Raw genomic sequence first — 16,614 nt, forward strand, 5'->3', positions numbered from 1 at the left:
CTACTCTATGGTGTTGGAAACCTGTCCGATCCCTTCAATTGAGACCGACACGTTATCACCCGACCTAAGTGCTCTTGTTCGACCTGGTGTACCAGCAAAAATCATATCACCAGGTCGTAGCGTAATGTATTTACTGATATAACTAACGATTGTTGGGACATTGTGAATCATGTTTGCCAGTGTTTCTTGTTGCATGATTTTGCCATTAAGACGCGTAACGATTTGTTGGTTGCCGATATCGACATTAGTTGTAATGAAGTTAGATACAGGACCAAAACCTGTTGCACCTTTAGCACGCCACCACTGCAGATCTTGACCTTGCCAACTGCGTTCCGTCAAATCGTTGCCCGCTAAGTACCCAAAGACGCAACTCAACGCATTTTGATTGCTTGTGTCGTGACATGTCTTGCCGATCACAATGACAAGCTCTCCCTCAAAATGAACATTATTTGCCTCATCGGGAAATGACAATGCACCGCTCAACCTAACAGCGTCGATAGACTTGAAGAAAATCTCCGGCTTTGCAGCTCCAGAGTTGCCTGCATGACTGCGAAAATTGAGGCCGACAGCGTAAACGCTACCGTGAGTAATAGGGGCTAGTAACGTTGCTTCATCGGCTGTGATGACTTTTACGGTAGAAGGATTATCAAATGGTCTTGAAGACAACAGATCATAGTGGTTTGGGTTTTGTTGTGAGACGCGTATCCAGTGTTGTTTGTTTTGATACTCGACGAGTCCATATTGCGCCGCTAGCGATTGAAATGGTAGAAAAATCAGTAACAGTAAGAGTCTCATTGCCGCCGTCCTAGAATAGGTTCCTGAATACATCTATGAAAGTGTGCTCAACAGAGTATAGTGTTGAGTTATTAATTACGTGAAAATAGATGTCTGGTTCAATAGAACTTAGTAGGTAGTGGAAAGATATGGAAAAATTCGATTCGATTTACGCCAGAGCGGCAGATAGAAAAGGTGGTGAGCAAGGACTTGAGTCGATTGTCTCCAAACCTCTGAGCCGAGATGAAGTGGCAGCTATTCCTGAAGATCGTTGGTTGTCTGCGTTTTCAATGAAAGTGTTCCAAAGTGGAATATCGTGGAAAGTGGTAAGAAACAAATGGCCAAACTTCGAGGAACATTTTTTCCAGTTCAGAATCGATCCGCTACTGATGCTGTCTGAAGAACAGTGGGAACAAAAAGCCCAAGACCCAAAAATCATTCGTCACATGACTAAAGTCATGTCGATACCAGTTAATGCCTCGATGATCCAATCTGCTCGCTACGAGCACGAATCCTTTTCGCAAATGGTTGCCGATTGGCCGAAAGAATCGATCGTCGAACTCTGGGCACACCTTAAAAAACATGGTGCAAGGCTCGGCGGAAATACTGGACCTTATGCGCTAAGACAATTGGGTGTAGACACCTTTATTTTATCAAATGATGTAGAAGGCTATTTACGTAATACCAATATCATTGACTCGGGTAGAGGCACAAAACGTGCGATGAATGCTGCAAACAAAGCATTTATGGAATGGCACCAAGAGTCGGGTCGGTCACTTTCAGAAATCAGCCAAATCATTGCTTATGGTTTTGGCGATAATCGAGTTTAGCTAGGTAAGGGAGACTTTCTCTTCCAATGTCTTTGAGACATAAGTTCCCCCTGCTGCGCAGGGGGGAAGATTTAGTAGGGCAAACTCTTAAGTAAATCTATTTATGATTCCAGAATCACTCGCGTATCTTCACTCAACGATTCTAACTCACTTGCCACATCTTTAATTTGCATTGCTGCAGGTATTTTGAGCGCCATTGTTGCTGTAAATAGGCTTGAACCAATACCACCGCCCCCCGCGATAAATACACGCTGGCAGTCCATATCTAGAATACGGATATCTTGCCCATCTAAGAACTGGGTAATTTCGTTAACGATACCGGCTCGGTCGTTAGCATCTAATCGTAACTGGAATACCTTTTCTTGATCATGACGATGCTCTTCGGTATCGGTGATTTGAACTAATAATCCTTGCTGTTCACTGAAAGCGCTTTTGACTGCTTGAACATTGTCCGTAGGAAGTTCGACCTTTATGACGGCGGCCACATGGTCTTCGATAAAATTCACTTTGCTCACCAGCCATTTACCGCCGTTTTCGTGGGTAACTGATGCAAGGTTTTTAATGGTGGCTGGGCTAGCTTGGCCAACAAAGTTGACAATGAAAGTACTGCTGCTCATACGATTCCCTCCACAGGTTTAAAACCAACAACTATTTGAATAGTTAACTCCAGTTTAGATCTAAAAAAGGTCGGTCGCATGATGAACGTCAAGTATTCACTCTAAAAACAAAACAAGATTATTGAACTGTAGTTAGGCGCACAATTTTCATGGTTTTTATTTGGTCAACAAAGAGTTAGCCATAATACCTCTCCCTTTCGCAGATCTAATTTACAGTTCTCTGACATTTAATCGCTAGACCGACCGGTTTGTTTTGATTATTGTGTGATCACTTTCTTAGGAGGACAACCATGCAAAACACGACTTTTGATGATTTGAAACTCATTCACAAGCGATTAAAAAAGCACTATCAAAGTGAACCAATGCCAAGCTATGAGGCTCGTGTTGCCGTGCTTACGTCGTTAAAAGTGTCGTTGCAACAATTCAGTGACGCGCTTTGTGATGCTCTGGATAAAGACTATGGAAAGAGAAGCCGACAGGACACATTAGTTGCTGACGTCTTGCCATGTATTGGCAATATTGACCACACCTTATCCCAGTTAGCGCAATGGATGAGTCCATGTCCGAGAGACGCGGGCCCATTACTTTCAAGCTCAACTGTAGAGGTGGTGTATCAACCTAAAGGAGTTGTCGGCATTGTTACTCCTTGGAACTTCCCTGTCATGCTTTCTATTGGTCCTTTGATATCTGCGATTGCTGCGGGTAACAGGGCGATGATCAAACTGAGTGAGTTCACCCCTGCCACCAATTCGGTCATTCGTGAAATGCTTGCAAGCTGCTTTAGCGATACTGAGGTTGTCGTCATTGAAGGTGAGGCCGATATTGCTGCTCAGTTCACCTCTTTACCATTCGACCATTTGCTCTTTACTGGCTCGACAGAAGTTGGTCGTAAGGTCATGAAAGCTGCGTCAGAAAACCTAACGCCAATCACCTTAGAACTTGGCGGCAAGTCGCCAGTTCTTGTCGCGGATGACGCTGATATTGAGATGGCTGTGGAACGCATTATTTATGGCAAGAGTTTGAATAATGGTCAGGTATGTGTAGCTCCTGATTATGTATTGATTCCCGACGGCAAGCAGCACGCTTTTGTTAAGGCATATGTCGAACATTATCAAAAACTGTTTCCCCAAGGGGTAAACAGCGACTCGATGACTAGTCTGATTAATCAGCGTCAATTCCAACGTCTTCATGATTTGCTCTCCAGTGAATTGGCGGCAGAGTCTCTTGTTACTGCCTGTCATAAAGAAGCGCTCGATGTTGAAAGACAACTGATGGCGACACACTTAATTGTTAATCCATCTCTGCAATCAGCGGTTATGACTCAAGAAATTTTTGGTCCCTTATTGCCGATCATCACCTATTCCACCATTGATGGTGCAATTAACTTTATTACTGAGAGACCGAGGCCCCTAGCACTTTATCTGATGAGCGAAGATGACTCATTGCAACTCAAAGTTGCTAATCAGGTGCACTCTGGTGGTATGTGTATTAATGACTGCGTTTTCCACCTAGCGGTCGATGATGCGCCATTTGGAGGTATTGGTGAGTCTGGAAAAGGTGCTTACCACGGTAAAGAAGGCTTCCTAACTTTCTCTCACGCCAAGACGGTGATGACGACCGATGCAGAGCAACACAATGTCAGCTTATTACTTGGTCCTGAAGATAACGAATTCAAACGTGCAGTACTAAAAACACTGTGCGCATAACTGACTAATTGGAGATTCAACTATGAATAACTTTACTTTCAACCTTAGAACCGTCGTTCACTCTGGTGCATCATCCATAGAAGCGATCCCAACCCTGTTTAAAGCGAAAGGGGCGCAGCGAGTGTTGTTGGTCAGCGATAAAGGCCTTGAATCATTGGGTTTCGTAGAGCGTTTGGCATCGCTGCTTTCGACAGAAGAGAAGGTGAAGCTTGCGGGGATTTACACCGATATTGAAGCGGACGCGAGCTGTTTGGATATTAATCGCGCTCTGGAATTTGCAAAACAGGTGAATGCAGACAGTATTTTGGCGCTTGGCGGGGGGAGCGTTATCGATGCATCAAAAGGTATCAAATATGGTTTAGAACATAAGCTTGATGATATCCGTGATGCGATTCAAGGTGGTGGGCGTCTTGAAGTTGGTCCTGATGTAAAACCGTTTTCAATTCCTCATATAGGCGTACCGACAACGGCGGGGACAGGTGCAGAAGCATCGCCTATCGCGGTTTTTTATAATGACAGAGAGCAGGTTAAAGCGAGTTTAGTCGTCTCTGGACTTGAGTGCGATATTGCTGTTTTAGACCCTGAGCTGACAGTGAATTTGCCAGCAGCGTTAACAGTATCGACAGGTATGGACGCATTGACCCATGCTATTGAAGCACTGGCATCGCCTTTAAGTAATACCTTCACTGATGCTTATGCGACGCAGGCGTGTCGCTTGATACTGAATAACCTACCGCAAGTACTTCAGTCTCCGCAAAATGTAGCGGCTCGTTGTGAGCTCCTGCAAGCAAGTACCATGGCTATTTCTGCTTTCTATTCGTCTTTAGGTGGCATACCGATCCATAACTGCGCGCACGCATTCGGCGCGGTAGCGCATATCCCACATGGTGATGCCAATAGTGTCTTACTACCAGTGGTGATTGAGGCGCTTCCAGAGTTTTACCTCCCAAGCATTAACAAATTAGCAGCGGTGTTTGGTATATCACCTAGCTTAACAGACGCTGAAAAACACCAAGAGGTTGTACATTCATTACGTGCTTTCCAGGCGTTAGTGAATGCGACGCAGAGCTTTGCCAAATGGAACCTAGATGACAACAAAAAAGCGCAGATTGTCTCTGGGATAGAAAAAGACATCAGTTTCCAGTTCTACCCGATTGCTCAAGAAAAGGTCACCGCAATACTCGAGACTACTTGTTAATTTTCCAACTTACTCATTGCGGCATAGGGATGTGCCTCACTTTTTGAATACTAGGAGGCAACTATGTTTTTTACTCAACACGTCAACAAGATGCTATTGGTTACCGGTATTGGGACCGCGGCGGCTTTCGCTTATGCATTTTTCCCACAATGGGCCATTACTCACATCGGGCAATTACCTTATTTGGATCAGGATTTTGTGTTCTATCAACACTGGGGTGTCATGGTAGGCATGATGGGAGTGATGATGGTGGGTGCGGCTTTCAAACCTCAGTGGAGAGAGAGCATCATGCTTTATTCTGCGGTTGAGAAAGGCTTTATGGTGATTCTTCTTCTGCTTAACTACAACAGCCCGCATATTACCGGTTTTTTACTTGCAGGAGCCATGGATACGTTCGTTGTGATTTGGACGTTAGCATACTGGAAAGAGCAGAAAACCATACGTTTACAAGCCTCAACCTTGCAACACTAGCGTCAAACTATGAATAAACGCATTCAAAATTGGTCGCTTAGCTTTCTCTGTTTGCTTTTTATTGGGACGACATGCCTGGGGTACGTAACAGACACACCAAATACCTTATCTAGTGATGTTGGTACTACGTTTCAAAACGGTTATGCGGGTGACGCTGCGGCGCAGTACGAGATTGGTATGTTTTATCTGCAAGGTGTCGAATCTGAGGGTGAATATCTTGAATCTACTCAAGAAAAAGCACGCAAATGGATATTACGAGCAGCGACTCAGGGGAATGCAGACGCTCAATTACAGCTTGGTCTTATGTACGCAGCAGGGACTGGTGGCGAGAAAGATCATTCTCTAGCGGTTAGCTGGATAGGCAAAGCCGCTGAACAGAATCATCCTAGAGCACTGGATATGCTCCATTGGATGTCACAAAGTGCTCACTAAACAAGGGTGAACCATGAATAATTCCAAAACTATCCTATGCACGGCCATAGCAGCCTCTTGTGCACCAAATGCATTTGCTACGCAGGAAAAACCTAATATTTTACTCATCGTTGGTGATGATGTCGGATTTGCTGATACGCAACCTTATGGCTCTGAAGTGTCAACACCAAACCTGATGCAACTGGCTGAAGAGGGGGTGAAATTTACCAACTTCCACGCTTCACCCACGTCATCTGTTACTCGCTCTATGATGTTAACGGGTGCCAACAGTCATGAGGTTGGGCTAGGCACGTTCGACTATGCCGTCTATCCGCCAGCTATTGGCAAGCCAGGTTATGAAGGCTACCTCACTAAAGATGGCGTAACCGTAGCGACGTTACTTCGTGATAATGGCTATCATACTTACCTTTCTGGGAAATGGCACTTGGGTCATGATGATGGTTTCCTGCCGGATGATCGTGGCTTTGAACAGAGCTACGGGATTTTGGCTGGCGGTTCGAATCATTTCAATAGAGATATGATGTTCCCGGCGAAAAATGAAGCAACAGCAAAAGCGTTGCAAAAAGGTGAAATGCCCGGCGTAGAGGTCGAGCCGACTTATCAAAATGGTCAACAAGTAAAAGATAAGTATCCGGGAGAGTATTCAGACCAAGGTTATACCGAAGAGTTAATCAGCATGATTGATAGTAATAAGGACTCCGGAAAACCTTTTTTTGCCTATTTACCATTCACAGCGATTCACTTGCCACTACAAGCACCTAAAGCATCGTTTGAAGATAAGATTGCTTATTACGTAGAGCACGGATGGGACTCTGTTCGAGAAGACCGCTTTAAACGAATGCAACAGATGGGCGTAATTCCAAAGAGCGCTACGATGTCCGATAGAAATTCACTGAGTAGACCATGGGATGATCTGTCAGATGAACAAAAGCAATGGTATGGCAAAAAAATGGCCATTGCTATGGGAATGATGGAGCTTCAAGACCAGCAGATAGGTCAGGTAACAGATTATTTGAAGAAGATAGGTGAGTACGACAATACGTATATTATCTATCTCGCAGACAACGGTCCGGAAGCGACGGATATTACGGGGAAAAATGTAAGTGATCTGATTCGTACTTGGACCGATTATCACTTTGACAATAGTACCGAAAATCTGGGTAACGCAGACTCAAGTGTCTCATTGGGCCCAGAATGGGCAAGTGCATCCACTGGTGGATTGTCTTGGTTTAAAGCGTATACAGCAGAAGGGGGAGTACGTGTTCCTCTGATCATCAAACCTGCCAAAGGTGTGCTTGGAGAGAAGGAGTCACTGGAGGCCGGAACTCAAACTAATGAATTGGCACAAGTAAAAGACCTCGCTGCCACAATATTGGATGTGGCCGATGTTGAACCCGCTGGCGGTGAATATAAAGGCAGAAAAGTGGCCCCAATGAGCGGTCAAAGCATTATGCCTTATCTACAAGGTGAGCAAGAGACTGTCCATAGCGAAGACAATGCTATCGCGTTCGAGTTATTCGGCAGCGGCATTCTTCTTCAAGGGGACTTTAAGATCATTCGAATTTCGAAGGGGATGGGAGGGGACAGTGAGTGGCATATGTACAACACCAAGTTAGACCCTGCTGAAATGATAGACCTGAAACACCAACGTCCTGAGCAGTTCCAACAAATGTTAGCTGCTTACAAAGAGTACGAAAAAACAATGGGTATCGTACCAGTGGATGAACAATGGAATCCATTTGAAAACGTGAAGTAAAAAATTTCGCCTCAATGCAAACTGACCGGTTTGTATTGAGGCGAGTTCATCCATTTAAAAATGTTGAACAGTTTGGATACTTTCTTAAGAGGAACACACCATGTCCCACTATCATCTTAATGTACCTCAGTACCAAGGTCAGCCTCATGCTAAGTTTCAGGCGTTGGCGAAACCAATTGGAGCGGTGTGTAATATTAACTGTGACTATTGCTATTATCTGGATAAAAAACAGCTACTAGAGTATCCCAAGAATCGCTCGTACAAGATGAGTGATGAGATGCTAGAGCGTTATATTCACCAGTACATTCAAGGTCAAAACACGCCAGAGATCGTCTTCTCTTGGCATGGTGGCGAGCCAACGCTGCTAGGTCTTAGTTATTTTGAACGAATAGTAGAGCTTCAAACGAAATACGCCAAACCCTATGTGAAGATAGTGAATGATATTCAGACCAATGGGCTGTTAATCAATGACAAATGGTGTCAATTTTTGGCGAAACACGCGTTTAGTGTAGGTTTGAGTATTGATGGCCCAGAACAGCTTCACAATACATATCGCAAGAACCGCTGCGGGCAGGGGACGTTTAGCAAGGTGATTGAAGCCGCCGAACATCTAAAGCGTCATGGTATCCACTTTGCGACGCTGACTTGTGTCAACAACGTCAATGGAAATTACCCTTTAGAGGTGTATCGCTTCTTAAGAGATGAGATTCAACCATCACAAATTCAATTTATCCCAGTTGTTGACCGAGATGAAGAGATAAAATGGGCTCAGTGTTCTGAAGCTGCAATCATCCCTATATCCGCTCAAACAACAAGTTGGAGTGTCGCTCCGACTCAATGGGGAGACTTCTTAACGACCATTTTTGATGAATGGATGAAGCAGGATTTTGGCAAAGTTCATATTCCTTACTTTGAAAACTTTTTCGGAATTTGGATGGGTAAACCGAGTTCGATGTGTACGCTAAGCGATATATGCGGCAAGGGCATTGCTGTCGAACCTAATGGCGATGTTTATGCCTGCGATCACTATGTTCATCCTGAACACAAAATTGGCAATATTGAGCAGACGCCATTGGCGGCAATCGCTTTATCAAAACAGCAAATGACCTTTGGTTTTGCGAAACAAAGAGCGTTGCCCAAACAATGTTTGGAGTGCAAGATGAGGTTTGCTTGTCATGGTGAGTGTCCAAAGAACCGAATCATAAAAGATAAGTACGGTAACCCTGGACTTAATTACTTATGCCAAGGTTGGCAACAAATATTTCATCATGTTGATCCAGTGATTACGCATATACTTGAGCTAAATGGAATTGCGAAAATAACATGTAAAGCTATTGGGTGAGAATATGGATAGTTATTTACTACTCGGCTTGGTCATGGCGCTGCTCAGTATTTGGAAAACCTATTCTGGTCCCGCATTAGCAGGTTTTGTTGGTTTTAGTTATCCAGAGATGTTGCTGTTTAATGTGGTTCCGGCATTAATCGCAGGCTATTTCGGCTGGTTTATAGGACGATATTCCTTTTACCTTTATGCGAGAAAGAATTTTCAGCCCTACAGGCCTAAGTTGAGGCGATTCGTAACCGCATGGAAAAGGTACGGTAATAAGACTATGGCCACACTTGCTCCTGTTCTGGTTGGCATTCCACTCTACACCTTAATCGCTAGGCGCCTCAGACAAAGTCACATTACTACCTTTATTTTACTTTCATTGTCTATTTTGTGTTGGAGCGGTTTGAGTTATAGCCTAGTCAATGCATTAAATCTTAGTACACATCTCAATTTACAAGGCTTACTTAGTCAGATAGGGCTTTGAGCTAACTTACTCTATTAAATCTGAAAATTTGCTTTATAGATACCAGCAACTAGTCTGTAAGAATAAACAGGAGAAGCAACATGACGCATACACAAAAGTTCTTGTTATTGGCGGTCCTTGGATTAATCCCTATTGCCTTAATGTATGGCTTGGTTCCTAGCATTACCTTACCTTTCCTGTTTGATATTGATGCATCACCGATTAATGTGAGTCATATCTTTCGCGCTGTAATGGGGCTTTATCTTGCATTGGCGGTTTATTGGCTTATGGGGGCTTTCGGGACGCAGCAAATGGCGCGTTCTGCACTACAAAGTCTGGTTGTGTTTATGTGGGGGCTGGGTTTAGGTCGTGCTATTAGCATGGTCGTCGATGGGATACCAAATGGGCTGTTAGTCGTTTATCTTCTCCTCGAAATAGGGTTTGGAGTAGTAGGGATTGTGCTTCTCAAAAAAGATGATTTTGGAACCAAACGAGTCGCGTGAATATATTAGGAGGCAGGATGCACCGTATATTAATGAAATGGTTAGTGCTGAGTTTATTAGGCTTGAGTTCACTTGCGAATGCGAATGAAAAGCCACCAAACATTTTTGTTATTTTTACTGATGATATTGGTATCTCTAACCTAAGTGCTTACCATCGAGGGTTAATGAGTAGTGAGACGCCCAATATTGATAGTATTGCTGAAAAAGGAATGTTGCTGACGGACTATTATGCACAGCCTTCTTGCACAGCAGGACGCTCTGCGTTTATTACCGGACAGTTCCCCGTTCGTACCGGCATGCATACTGTTGGTCTTCCAGGTAGCCCAGTAGGACTGAATGCTGAAACACCGACACTACCGGAAATACTGAAAACCTTAGGTTATACAACTGGCCAGTTTGGTAAGAACCATTTAGGTGACCGAGATGAAGTGCTACCAACAATGAATGGTTTCGATGAATATTGGGGTTGGTTATACCATCTTAATGCGATGGAATACACTGAAGATCCTGATTGGCCAAAAGGCGAAGCGTTCCAGAAATTCGCACCAAGAAATGTGATTCATTCCAAGTCAGATGGCAAGGGTGGACAAACCATCAAAGATGACGGGCCTTTGACCATCGAACGCATGCGTACTTTAGATGATGAGGTTAATAAACATGCCATCAACTTCATCGAAAATGCGGTGAAACAAGACAAGCCTTTCTTCACCTGGTATTGCCCTTCAAGAGGCCATGTTTGGACTCACTTGTCTCCAGAGTACGAAGCTATGCTCGGACAAAACGGTTGGGGCTTGCAAGAAGTCGTGATGAAAGACCTCGATGATCATGTCGGTGAGATGCTTGCCAAATTAGAAGAGTTGGGTGTAGCGGATAACACGATTGTGATCTTTACGGCGGATAATGGGCCAGAAATCATGACTTGGCCTGATGGCGGAATGACGCCTTTCCATGGTGAAAAAGGCTCAACTTGGGAAGGTGGTGTCCGTGCGCCTCTGTTGGTGAGCTGGCCAGGTAAAATTCCAGCAGGAAAAATACACAACGGGATGTTTGATGGTATGGACTGGTTACCTACGCTGGTTGAAGCCGCAGGTGGACCAAGCGATCTCAAACAACAAATGCTGACAGGGTATGAAGGCTTTAAAGCGCATTTAGATGGTTACAATCAAATATCGATGCTCACTGAACTAGCACCGTCAAATCGTAAAGAAATCATTTACTACGAACGTGACAGACTTCAAGCGGTTCGCGTTGGTGATTGGAAAGCTCATTTTGTGGTGCAAAATCATGGCTGGAGTGGACCGAAGGAAGAGCTTAATGCACCGCTGCTCTTCAACCTACGCCGGGATCCTTATGAGCGTGCTGCCGAGGAGTCTGGTATGTACATCAACTGGATGGGCAAGAAAATGTGGGCATTTGGCCCAGCTCAGGCAGCGGTACAACAACACTTAGAAACCTTTAAAGAGTGGCCTCCTGTCACTTTTGAGCCGGATGCGGTGGATGCGTCCGGAATAGGGCGCTAAATGGTGGTTCATTAACTCAATTTACTAAAGGGCTGCTTGCAGCCCTTATTTTATCAGTAACTTGGTTTCCATCATGGCTTGCTCTAAATGCGTTCGGTCTTTTTGCATCGCGCAAAGTAATGTGGCACCTAACCACTTGGCATAAAGCGTTCGCGAGACCATGTATGGATTTTCTATAGCTAGCAGACCTTGCTCGTTACCAGATGCGAAATAATCCGCCATGCGATTAATGACTTTTTCAGCGCCGTTATCCAGTTCGACTTGCATACTTGATGATGTCCCAGATATTTCACCAGACAATTTCACGACTAAACATTTAATCCGAAAATCTTCTGTCACCTTTGAATCTGACCAAAACTCGAAGTAATGTAACGCGCGCTGTTCAAAGGCAATGGAGCTGTCTTCTAGATATTGACTGAGCGTGTTTAGATGGTCTTCAAAATAGTCTTCTAATAACTGGCGGCCGAAATCTTCCTTCGATTTGAAATGATGGTAAAACGAGCCCTTCGTTGCGTTCGCTTGCTGAATGATCTTCATAATACCAATGCCAGCGAATCCATGTTCGCTAATGAGGTCAAACCCAGCGTCGAGAAGTGTTTGTTTTAAATCAGCCATAAGTCCGCCATTTGTTGAAATCGGCGACTATTGTAACTCTGAACAAACAGACCGTACAGTCTAGCAGCGTTAACATCGTTAATCGGATGATTTGCCACAAAATCGCTATTGCTATTTCAATAACTCATGTCATCCTTATGAAAAAACCTACAAGGAGAGATCATGCCTAAAATTGCAATGTTGAGTACTGGTGAAGAGGTATTGTATGGCGATATTGTTGATACCAATGCCGCGTGGCTCAGCCGTGTATTTTATGAGCATGGGTTTTCCATGTCGAAGCGCTCTACAGTAGGTGATCAGCGAGCTGAGTTGCTACAAGAAATGATCATGCTGAGTTTGAATCTGGATGTGGTGATCGTCAATGGTGGCTTGGGGCCTACGTCTGATGATCTCACTGCTGAAGTAGCAGCGGAAGCCGCGGATCAATCTTTAGTGTTGAACCAAGGTTGGTTGGAAACACTTAAAGCCTTCTATGCTCAACGCGGTAAATCCATGCCTGACAGCAACATCAAACAAGCAATGTTGCCAGAGGGCGCGGTGGTGGTCGATAACCCAATTGGCACCGCATGTGGTTTCAAAATGATGATCAATGATTGCTTGTTTTACTTCACTCCAGGTGTCCCAAGCGAATTCAAAAAAATGACGCTTGAGCAGATTTTGCCTGACTTAAAACATGAATTCCCTAATCAACAAGGTAGGGTATGCCGACGTTTATATACGTTTGGCCTATCGGAATCTGGTATTGCAGACACGCTTTCAAGTCTTAATCTACCGCCGGAATATGAGTTGGGCTATCGTTCTTATCTTCCTTTTATCGAAGTCAAACTGTTTGGTCCTTCAGACGATTTAGAAATAGGGTCAAGAGTGCTCTCGATGATAGAGAAGCTCTTGCATAGTAATGTTGTCAGTGTCGATCAACCTATGCTGGACAGAATTGGTCATTTGGTTGAGTTACATAAACCAACCATTGCTATATCTGAACATGGTACCAAGGGTTACCTAGCCTCTTGGCTTCAAGACAATGAACAGATTGAGCAATATTGCGGGGCAACATGGGTACTTGGCTCTAAAACGGCATCGCCGCTTGATAGAGACAGTGAAAGGTTGGGGGCCACTCTAGCGCTTGCAGGAGCGACAAAAAGCAACTGCAGTTCAGATATTGCCTTGTCCACAGGAAAGCTTGAAGGTGGAGAGTTCTCCGTGGCGCTTTCAACGCCCAAAGGTGAATGGGGGCAGACGCTAAAACTGCAACGAAGCTACAGCTCTCAAAGTGTAAAAACTGTCATTAGTACGGTGGCGGGAGATATGCTTAGACGTTACCTAGATAATAAGCCAATGTTCCCTGATTATGGCTTTCTTACTCGTACCGAAGAGATATTTCTACCAACGGATCAGTTAACTTGATCCTACTAAGATAAATATTCAACACAGTGCCTATATTCTATTTTGTTATGTATATATGAAAATTAGATCTAGCTCACAATAAGCTGATCTCTAACAGGAATTTCAAATTCTCATTTTTGAGAGTAGCCCTTTCTTTTTATTTGATTAAAATCAATGTTCACCCTGAAAATGGTGGTGTGTAGGAGGGGTAAATATGATCCAGCAATCAAGAATAAGAGTGTTTTATCAGATCGCCAATGAGCAGATTATGCTTGGCGAAGCACTCAGCAAAAAATGCGGTGATATAGCGGCTATGTGGTTGAAGGCTCCTATGGAAGAGATCCTGTCTGATGACGGTTTTAGAATCTCGCTCTACGATGATGGTGGACGTCGCATTGCAGACAAACATGTTTCTATGGGTACAGCAGACTCCATATTGTCGACTGTCGACTGAGACCCAATTCAAGTTACTTTAGGCTGATCAATTTGATCAGCCTTTTCTTTTTCTGATGTTTATTTGTACGATTCTGTGATCCATTTTGTGCTTTTGCTCTAATTTGTCCACAGTTGCTGATTCTTGTCTCATACTTTGCGAACCCACACTTTGTGAACCAACAAAAATAAGGCCTAAATAAGGCTATGAGAAGAGACAGTATTAGAATGAACACGCCTTCTGTTCAACAAATTAAATCGCTAATGGGAGTAGATGGTAAACCTAACTACGGTCATCTTTTATCCATTCCAGAAGCACTAGACATTGCCAGCTTTCGCTACTATTCCACAATGGATAGGGAACGCAGTTCACTCGCTAAATATTTCCATTACAAGCAGTTTCAGTTTGTCAGTATTTTTACTCCCAAATACGTTTTAGGCATAGCGATCGCTGATATTCGTTACCTTGGAACCAGTTTTTGCTATCTCTATGACATTGAAAAAAAACAACTCGTCGAAGAGAGTTGGATGCGTCCCGTAGGATTAGGGTATTCACTCACAGCGTCGCCTTGGAAAGGGAAAGCACAGTTCAATCAAGGGCAGATTTGTTTTGATATTGAAGAGGGAGAGTGGCGGGTTCGAGCTAAGTGTAAAGCGTTCGAATTGGACGTATTGCTTGATGCCGGAGACGCAGAAAGTACACCGCTAATGGTTTCATCGCCTACAGGCTACAACGGATGGACTTATACGCAAAAGCATAATGCATTGAATGTGAGGGGAGAGTTCAAGGTAGGTGGTCAAACGCAACCGATGGTAAGTTGTCTAGGGGGGTATGACTTTTCAGCAGGTTTTATGAGGCGTGAAACAAGTTGGCGCTGGGCGAGTATTAACGGCAAAGCTCAAGGTGTGACAATTGGTCTTAATCTCGCGGCTGGAGTTAACGAGACGGGGGTAACTGAAAATGTACTTTGGGTTAATGGTAAGCGTAGTCTATTAGCGGGTGTAATGTTTGATTTTGACCGACAAGTACCAGACTCTGACTGGCGCATTTATGATGAGCAAGGGCGAGTTGAATTGACCTTTCAACCGCTTAATGCTCGTAAAGAGAAACTCAATCTTTGGGTACTTAAAAGTAATTTTCGCCAGTTCATTGGCCACTTTTCTGGTGTTGTAAAGGATGAAGAAGGTCGCGAGTATCAACTTTCGCAAGTAATGGGATTAACCGAAGACCACTTTGCAAAGTGGTAAATACAAACAAAGAATCAATGGAATATGATGGATAAACTTGTTCAAAACCCGGAGTGGTTGTTAATTGTATTAGCTCCTTTATTTGTCATTATGATGGTGCTCGAGTATTGGCTTGGTCAACGGGGAAACCGCCTGCCAAGCTCAGCCCAGTACTCTCTAAAGGAATTGGCATGTAACTTCTCGTTGGCTGGGCTTCATCAACTTACCGATCTCGTTGCGGGGCTGTTTATCGCCAAACTATACCTGCTAGTGTTTGGCTGGAAACTTTTTGATATTAAGATGTCATTAAGCATGTTTTTGGCGTTAATGGTATTACAAGACTTTTTCTACTATTGGTTCCATCGAGCGAGTCATCGCATTCGCTGGATGTGGGCTGCTCACGTTGTCCACCATAGTTCCGAGAATATGAACTTCAGTACCGCATTTAGACAGAGCTTAATGTACCCGCTAGCGGGAATGTGGCTGTTTTGGATGCCACTGGTCATTATAGGTTTCGACCCTAAATGGGTGGTATTTGTAGTGCTGCTGAATCTAGGTCTACAGTTCTTTGTTCATACACAATGGATACGTCGCTTGGGGCCCCTTGAATGGGTGATTAATACCCCATCGCACCATCGGGTTCATCATGGTGTCAACGCGCAATACATAGACAAAAACTACGCGGGAATTCTGATTATCTGGGATCGAATGTTTGGGACTTTTGAGCCCGAAGTAGAAGAAGTTCGTTATGGAATCAGCAAGCCAGTTAATAGCTTCAATCCAATCACGGTTACTTTTGCCGAATGGAAAGATATGCTAAATGACTTATCACGCAAAGATCTGACGTTAAGAGCGAAAATCAAAATGATTTTATCTCCGCCAACGGATACGCATTAACCTAAGATTGATCAAATTACTGCTGTGATAAAGGTTGAGTGTTGTGACGAGAGAGAGTAAGGCGAGAGAGTCACTATAAAAGTCGCAATATTATCAAGGTGCTGAAGGCGGTAAGCACGTTGATGGATAGTGTTTATGATTAGTTATAGTGATGGTCAATGGATACTGGCCTTAGTAGTGAAGGTACTGATTATCAAGCCTGTAGTGAGAACTTTCCGATTAGCTCGTCATGGACGTTGGTAATGGTGCCAGTATGAGTAGATTCACAGTAACTAAACGCCAAATTTAGGTCTTTGGTTTTTGCTCTGGTGAGAAAGTGTCTAAGCAAAATATCGCTGTTTAGTTGGTGCGGTTCAGAGACCCAAGTTACATTATCTTTGATTGATTTAAACGTTACTTTCATATTTCTCCTATTTGGATTTTTGTGTGTTTTTAGTGGATTCACGGTTTTGGTAAAACC

18 protein-coding genes are annotated in these 16,614 nt (G+C 43.9%); 14 read left to right on the top strand and 4 right to left on the bottom strand.

The features are described from left to right. Positions 1–795, bottom strand: a complete 795-nt coding sequence (locus tag HOP38_RS06025) for a fumarylacetoacetate hydrolase family protein (protein ID WP_198557659.1) — start codon at positions 793–795, stop codon at positions 1–3. Positions 796–923: 128 nt separating this feature from the next. Here HOP38_RS06025 and HOP38_RS06030 point away from each other — a divergent pair, with 128 nt between their 5' ends. Further along, positions 924–1,604 (top strand): DNA-3-methyladenine glycosylase I, encoded by a 681-nt coding sequence (locus HOP38_RS06030; RefSeq protein WP_031493125.1) that lies wholly within the window; start codon positions 924–926, stop codon positions 1,602–1,604. Between the two features lie 101 nt (positions 1,605–1,705). On the opposite strand, the gene HOP38_RS06035 is transcribed toward HOP38_RS06030, so the two are convergent. Beyond that, positions 1,706–2,221: a glycine cleavage system transcriptional repressor gene (locus HOP38_RS06035; protein WP_006073901.1), complete on the bottom strand. Its 516-nt coding sequence runs from the start codon at positions 2,219–2,221 to the stop codon at positions 1,706–1,708. Between the two features lie 290 nt (positions 2,222–2,511). Between HOP38_RS06035 and HOP38_RS06040 the strand changes: the two genes are divergently transcribed. From HOP38_RS06040 to HOP38_RS06080, 9 genes are all read left to right on the top strand, one after another. Then, the gene (locus HOP38_RS06040; RefSeq protein WP_198557660.1) at positions 2,512–3,927 is read left to right on the top strand and encodes a coniferyl aldehyde dehydrogenase; all 1,416 of its coding nucleotides are present in this window, start codon (positions 2,512–2,514) and stop codon (positions 3,925–3,927) included. A 22-nt stretch (positions 3,928–3,949) separates the two neighbouring features. After that, positions 3,950–5,125 (top strand): iron-containing alcohol dehydrogenase, encoded by a 1,176-nt coding sequence (locus HOP38_RS06045; RefSeq protein ID WP_198557661.1) that lies wholly within the window; start codon positions 3,950–3,952, stop codon positions 5,123–5,125. Positions 5,126–5,188: 63 nt separating this feature from the next. Then, a complete protein-coding gene (locus HOP38_RS06050; RefSeq protein ID WP_006073906.1) occupies positions 5,189–5,596 on the top strand; it encodes a hypothetical protein in 408 nt (135 codons plus the stop codon). Between the two features lie 9 nt (positions 5,597–5,605). Continuing rightward, the gene (locus HOP38_RS06055) at positions 5,606–6,028 is read left to right on the top strand and encodes a tetratricopeptide repeat protein (RefSeq protein ID WP_006073907.1); all 423 of its coding nucleotides are present in this window, start codon (positions 5,606–5,608) and stop codon (positions 6,026–6,028) included. A 13-nt stretch (positions 6,029–6,041) separates the two neighbouring features. After that, positions 6,042–7,784: an arylsulfatase gene (locus tag HOP38_RS06060; RefSeq protein ID WP_198557662.1), complete on the top strand. Its 1,743-nt coding sequence runs from the start codon at positions 6,042–6,044 to the stop codon at positions 7,782–7,784. A gap of 100 nt (positions 7,785–7,884) precedes the next feature. After that, complete coding sequence (locus tag HOP38_RS06065) at positions 7,885–9,126, top strand: anaerobic sulfatase maturase (protein ID WP_198557663.1); 1,242 nt, start codon at positions 7,885–7,887, stop codon at positions 9,124–9,126. A gap of 4 nt (positions 9,127–9,130) precedes the next feature. Further along, a complete protein-coding gene (locus HOP38_RS06070; RefSeq protein ID WP_124940973.1) occupies positions 9,131–9,598 on the top strand; it encodes a hypothetical protein in 468 nt (155 codons plus the stop codon). A gap of 80 nt (positions 9,599–9,678) precedes the next feature. Continuing rightward, positions 9,679–10,080 (top strand): DUF4345 domain-containing protein, encoded by a 402-nt coding sequence (locus HOP38_RS06075; RefSeq protein WP_198557664.1) that lies wholly within the window; start codon positions 9,679–9,681, stop codon positions 10,078–10,080. A 17-nt stretch (positions 10,081–10,097) separates the two neighbouring features. Next, positions 10,098–11,600, top strand: a complete 1,503-nt coding sequence (locus HOP38_RS06080) for an arylsulfatase (RefSeq protein WP_423250082.1) — start codon at positions 10,098–10,100, stop codon at positions 11,598–11,600. Between the two features lie 45 nt (positions 11,601–11,645). Here HOP38_RS06080 and HOP38_RS06085 read toward each other — a convergent pair whose 3' ends face one another. Continuing rightward, entirely contained in the window at positions 11,646–12,215 is a 570-nt protein-coding gene (locus HOP38_RS06085; protein ID WP_006073917.1) for a TetR/AcrR family transcriptional regulator, read from the bottom strand. Between the two features lie 162 nt (positions 12,216–12,377). Here HOP38_RS06085 and HOP38_RS06090 point away from each other — a divergent pair, with 162 nt between their 5' ends. The 4 genes from HOP38_RS06090 to HOP38_RS06105 all read left to right on the top strand — a co-directional run bounded on the left by HOP38_RS06090 (position 12,378) and on the right by HOP38_RS06105 (position 16,154). Then, the gene (locus tag HOP38_RS06090; protein WP_124940975.1) at positions 12,378–13,619 is read left to right on the top strand and encodes a CinA family nicotinamide mononucleotide deamidase-related protein; all 1,242 of its coding nucleotides are present in this window, start codon (positions 12,378–12,380) and stop codon (positions 13,617–13,619) included. A gap of 193 nt (positions 13,620–13,812) precedes the next feature. After that, positions 13,813–14,052 carry a hypothetical protein gene (locus tag HOP38_RS06095; protein ID WP_006073920.1) on the top strand — a complete coding sequence of 80 codons (240 nt, stop codon included), beginning with the start codon at positions 13,813–13,815 and terminating at the stop codon, positions 14,050–14,052. A gap of 206 nt (positions 14,053–14,258) precedes the next feature. Further along, positions 14,259–15,278, top strand: coding sequence for a DUF2804 domain-containing protein (locus tag HOP38_RS06100; protein ID WP_198557665.1), 1,020 nt, complete (start codon positions 14,259–14,261; stop codon positions 15,276–15,278). A 24-nt stretch (positions 15,279–15,302) separates the two neighbouring features. Continuing rightward, a complete protein-coding gene (locus HOP38_RS06105) occupies positions 15,303–16,154 on the top strand; it encodes a sterol desaturase family protein (protein WP_006073924.1) in 852 nt (283 codons plus the stop codon). Between the two features lie 193 nt (positions 16,155–16,347). Here the strand turns inward: HOP38_RS06105 and HOP38_RS06110 are convergent, their stop codons facing one another. Then, positions 16,348–16,557: a hypothetical protein gene (locus HOP38_RS06110; protein ID WP_038222859.1), complete on the bottom strand. Its 210-nt coding sequence runs from the start codon at positions 16,555–16,557 to the stop codon at positions 16,348–16,350. Positions 16,558–16,614: the final 57 nt, after the last annotated feature.

It is taken from the genome of Vibrio mediterranei (assembly GCF_013364395.1).
GTDB lineage: Bacteria > Pseudomonadota > Gammaproteobacteria > Enterobacterales > Vibrionaceae > Vibrio > Vibrio mediterranei.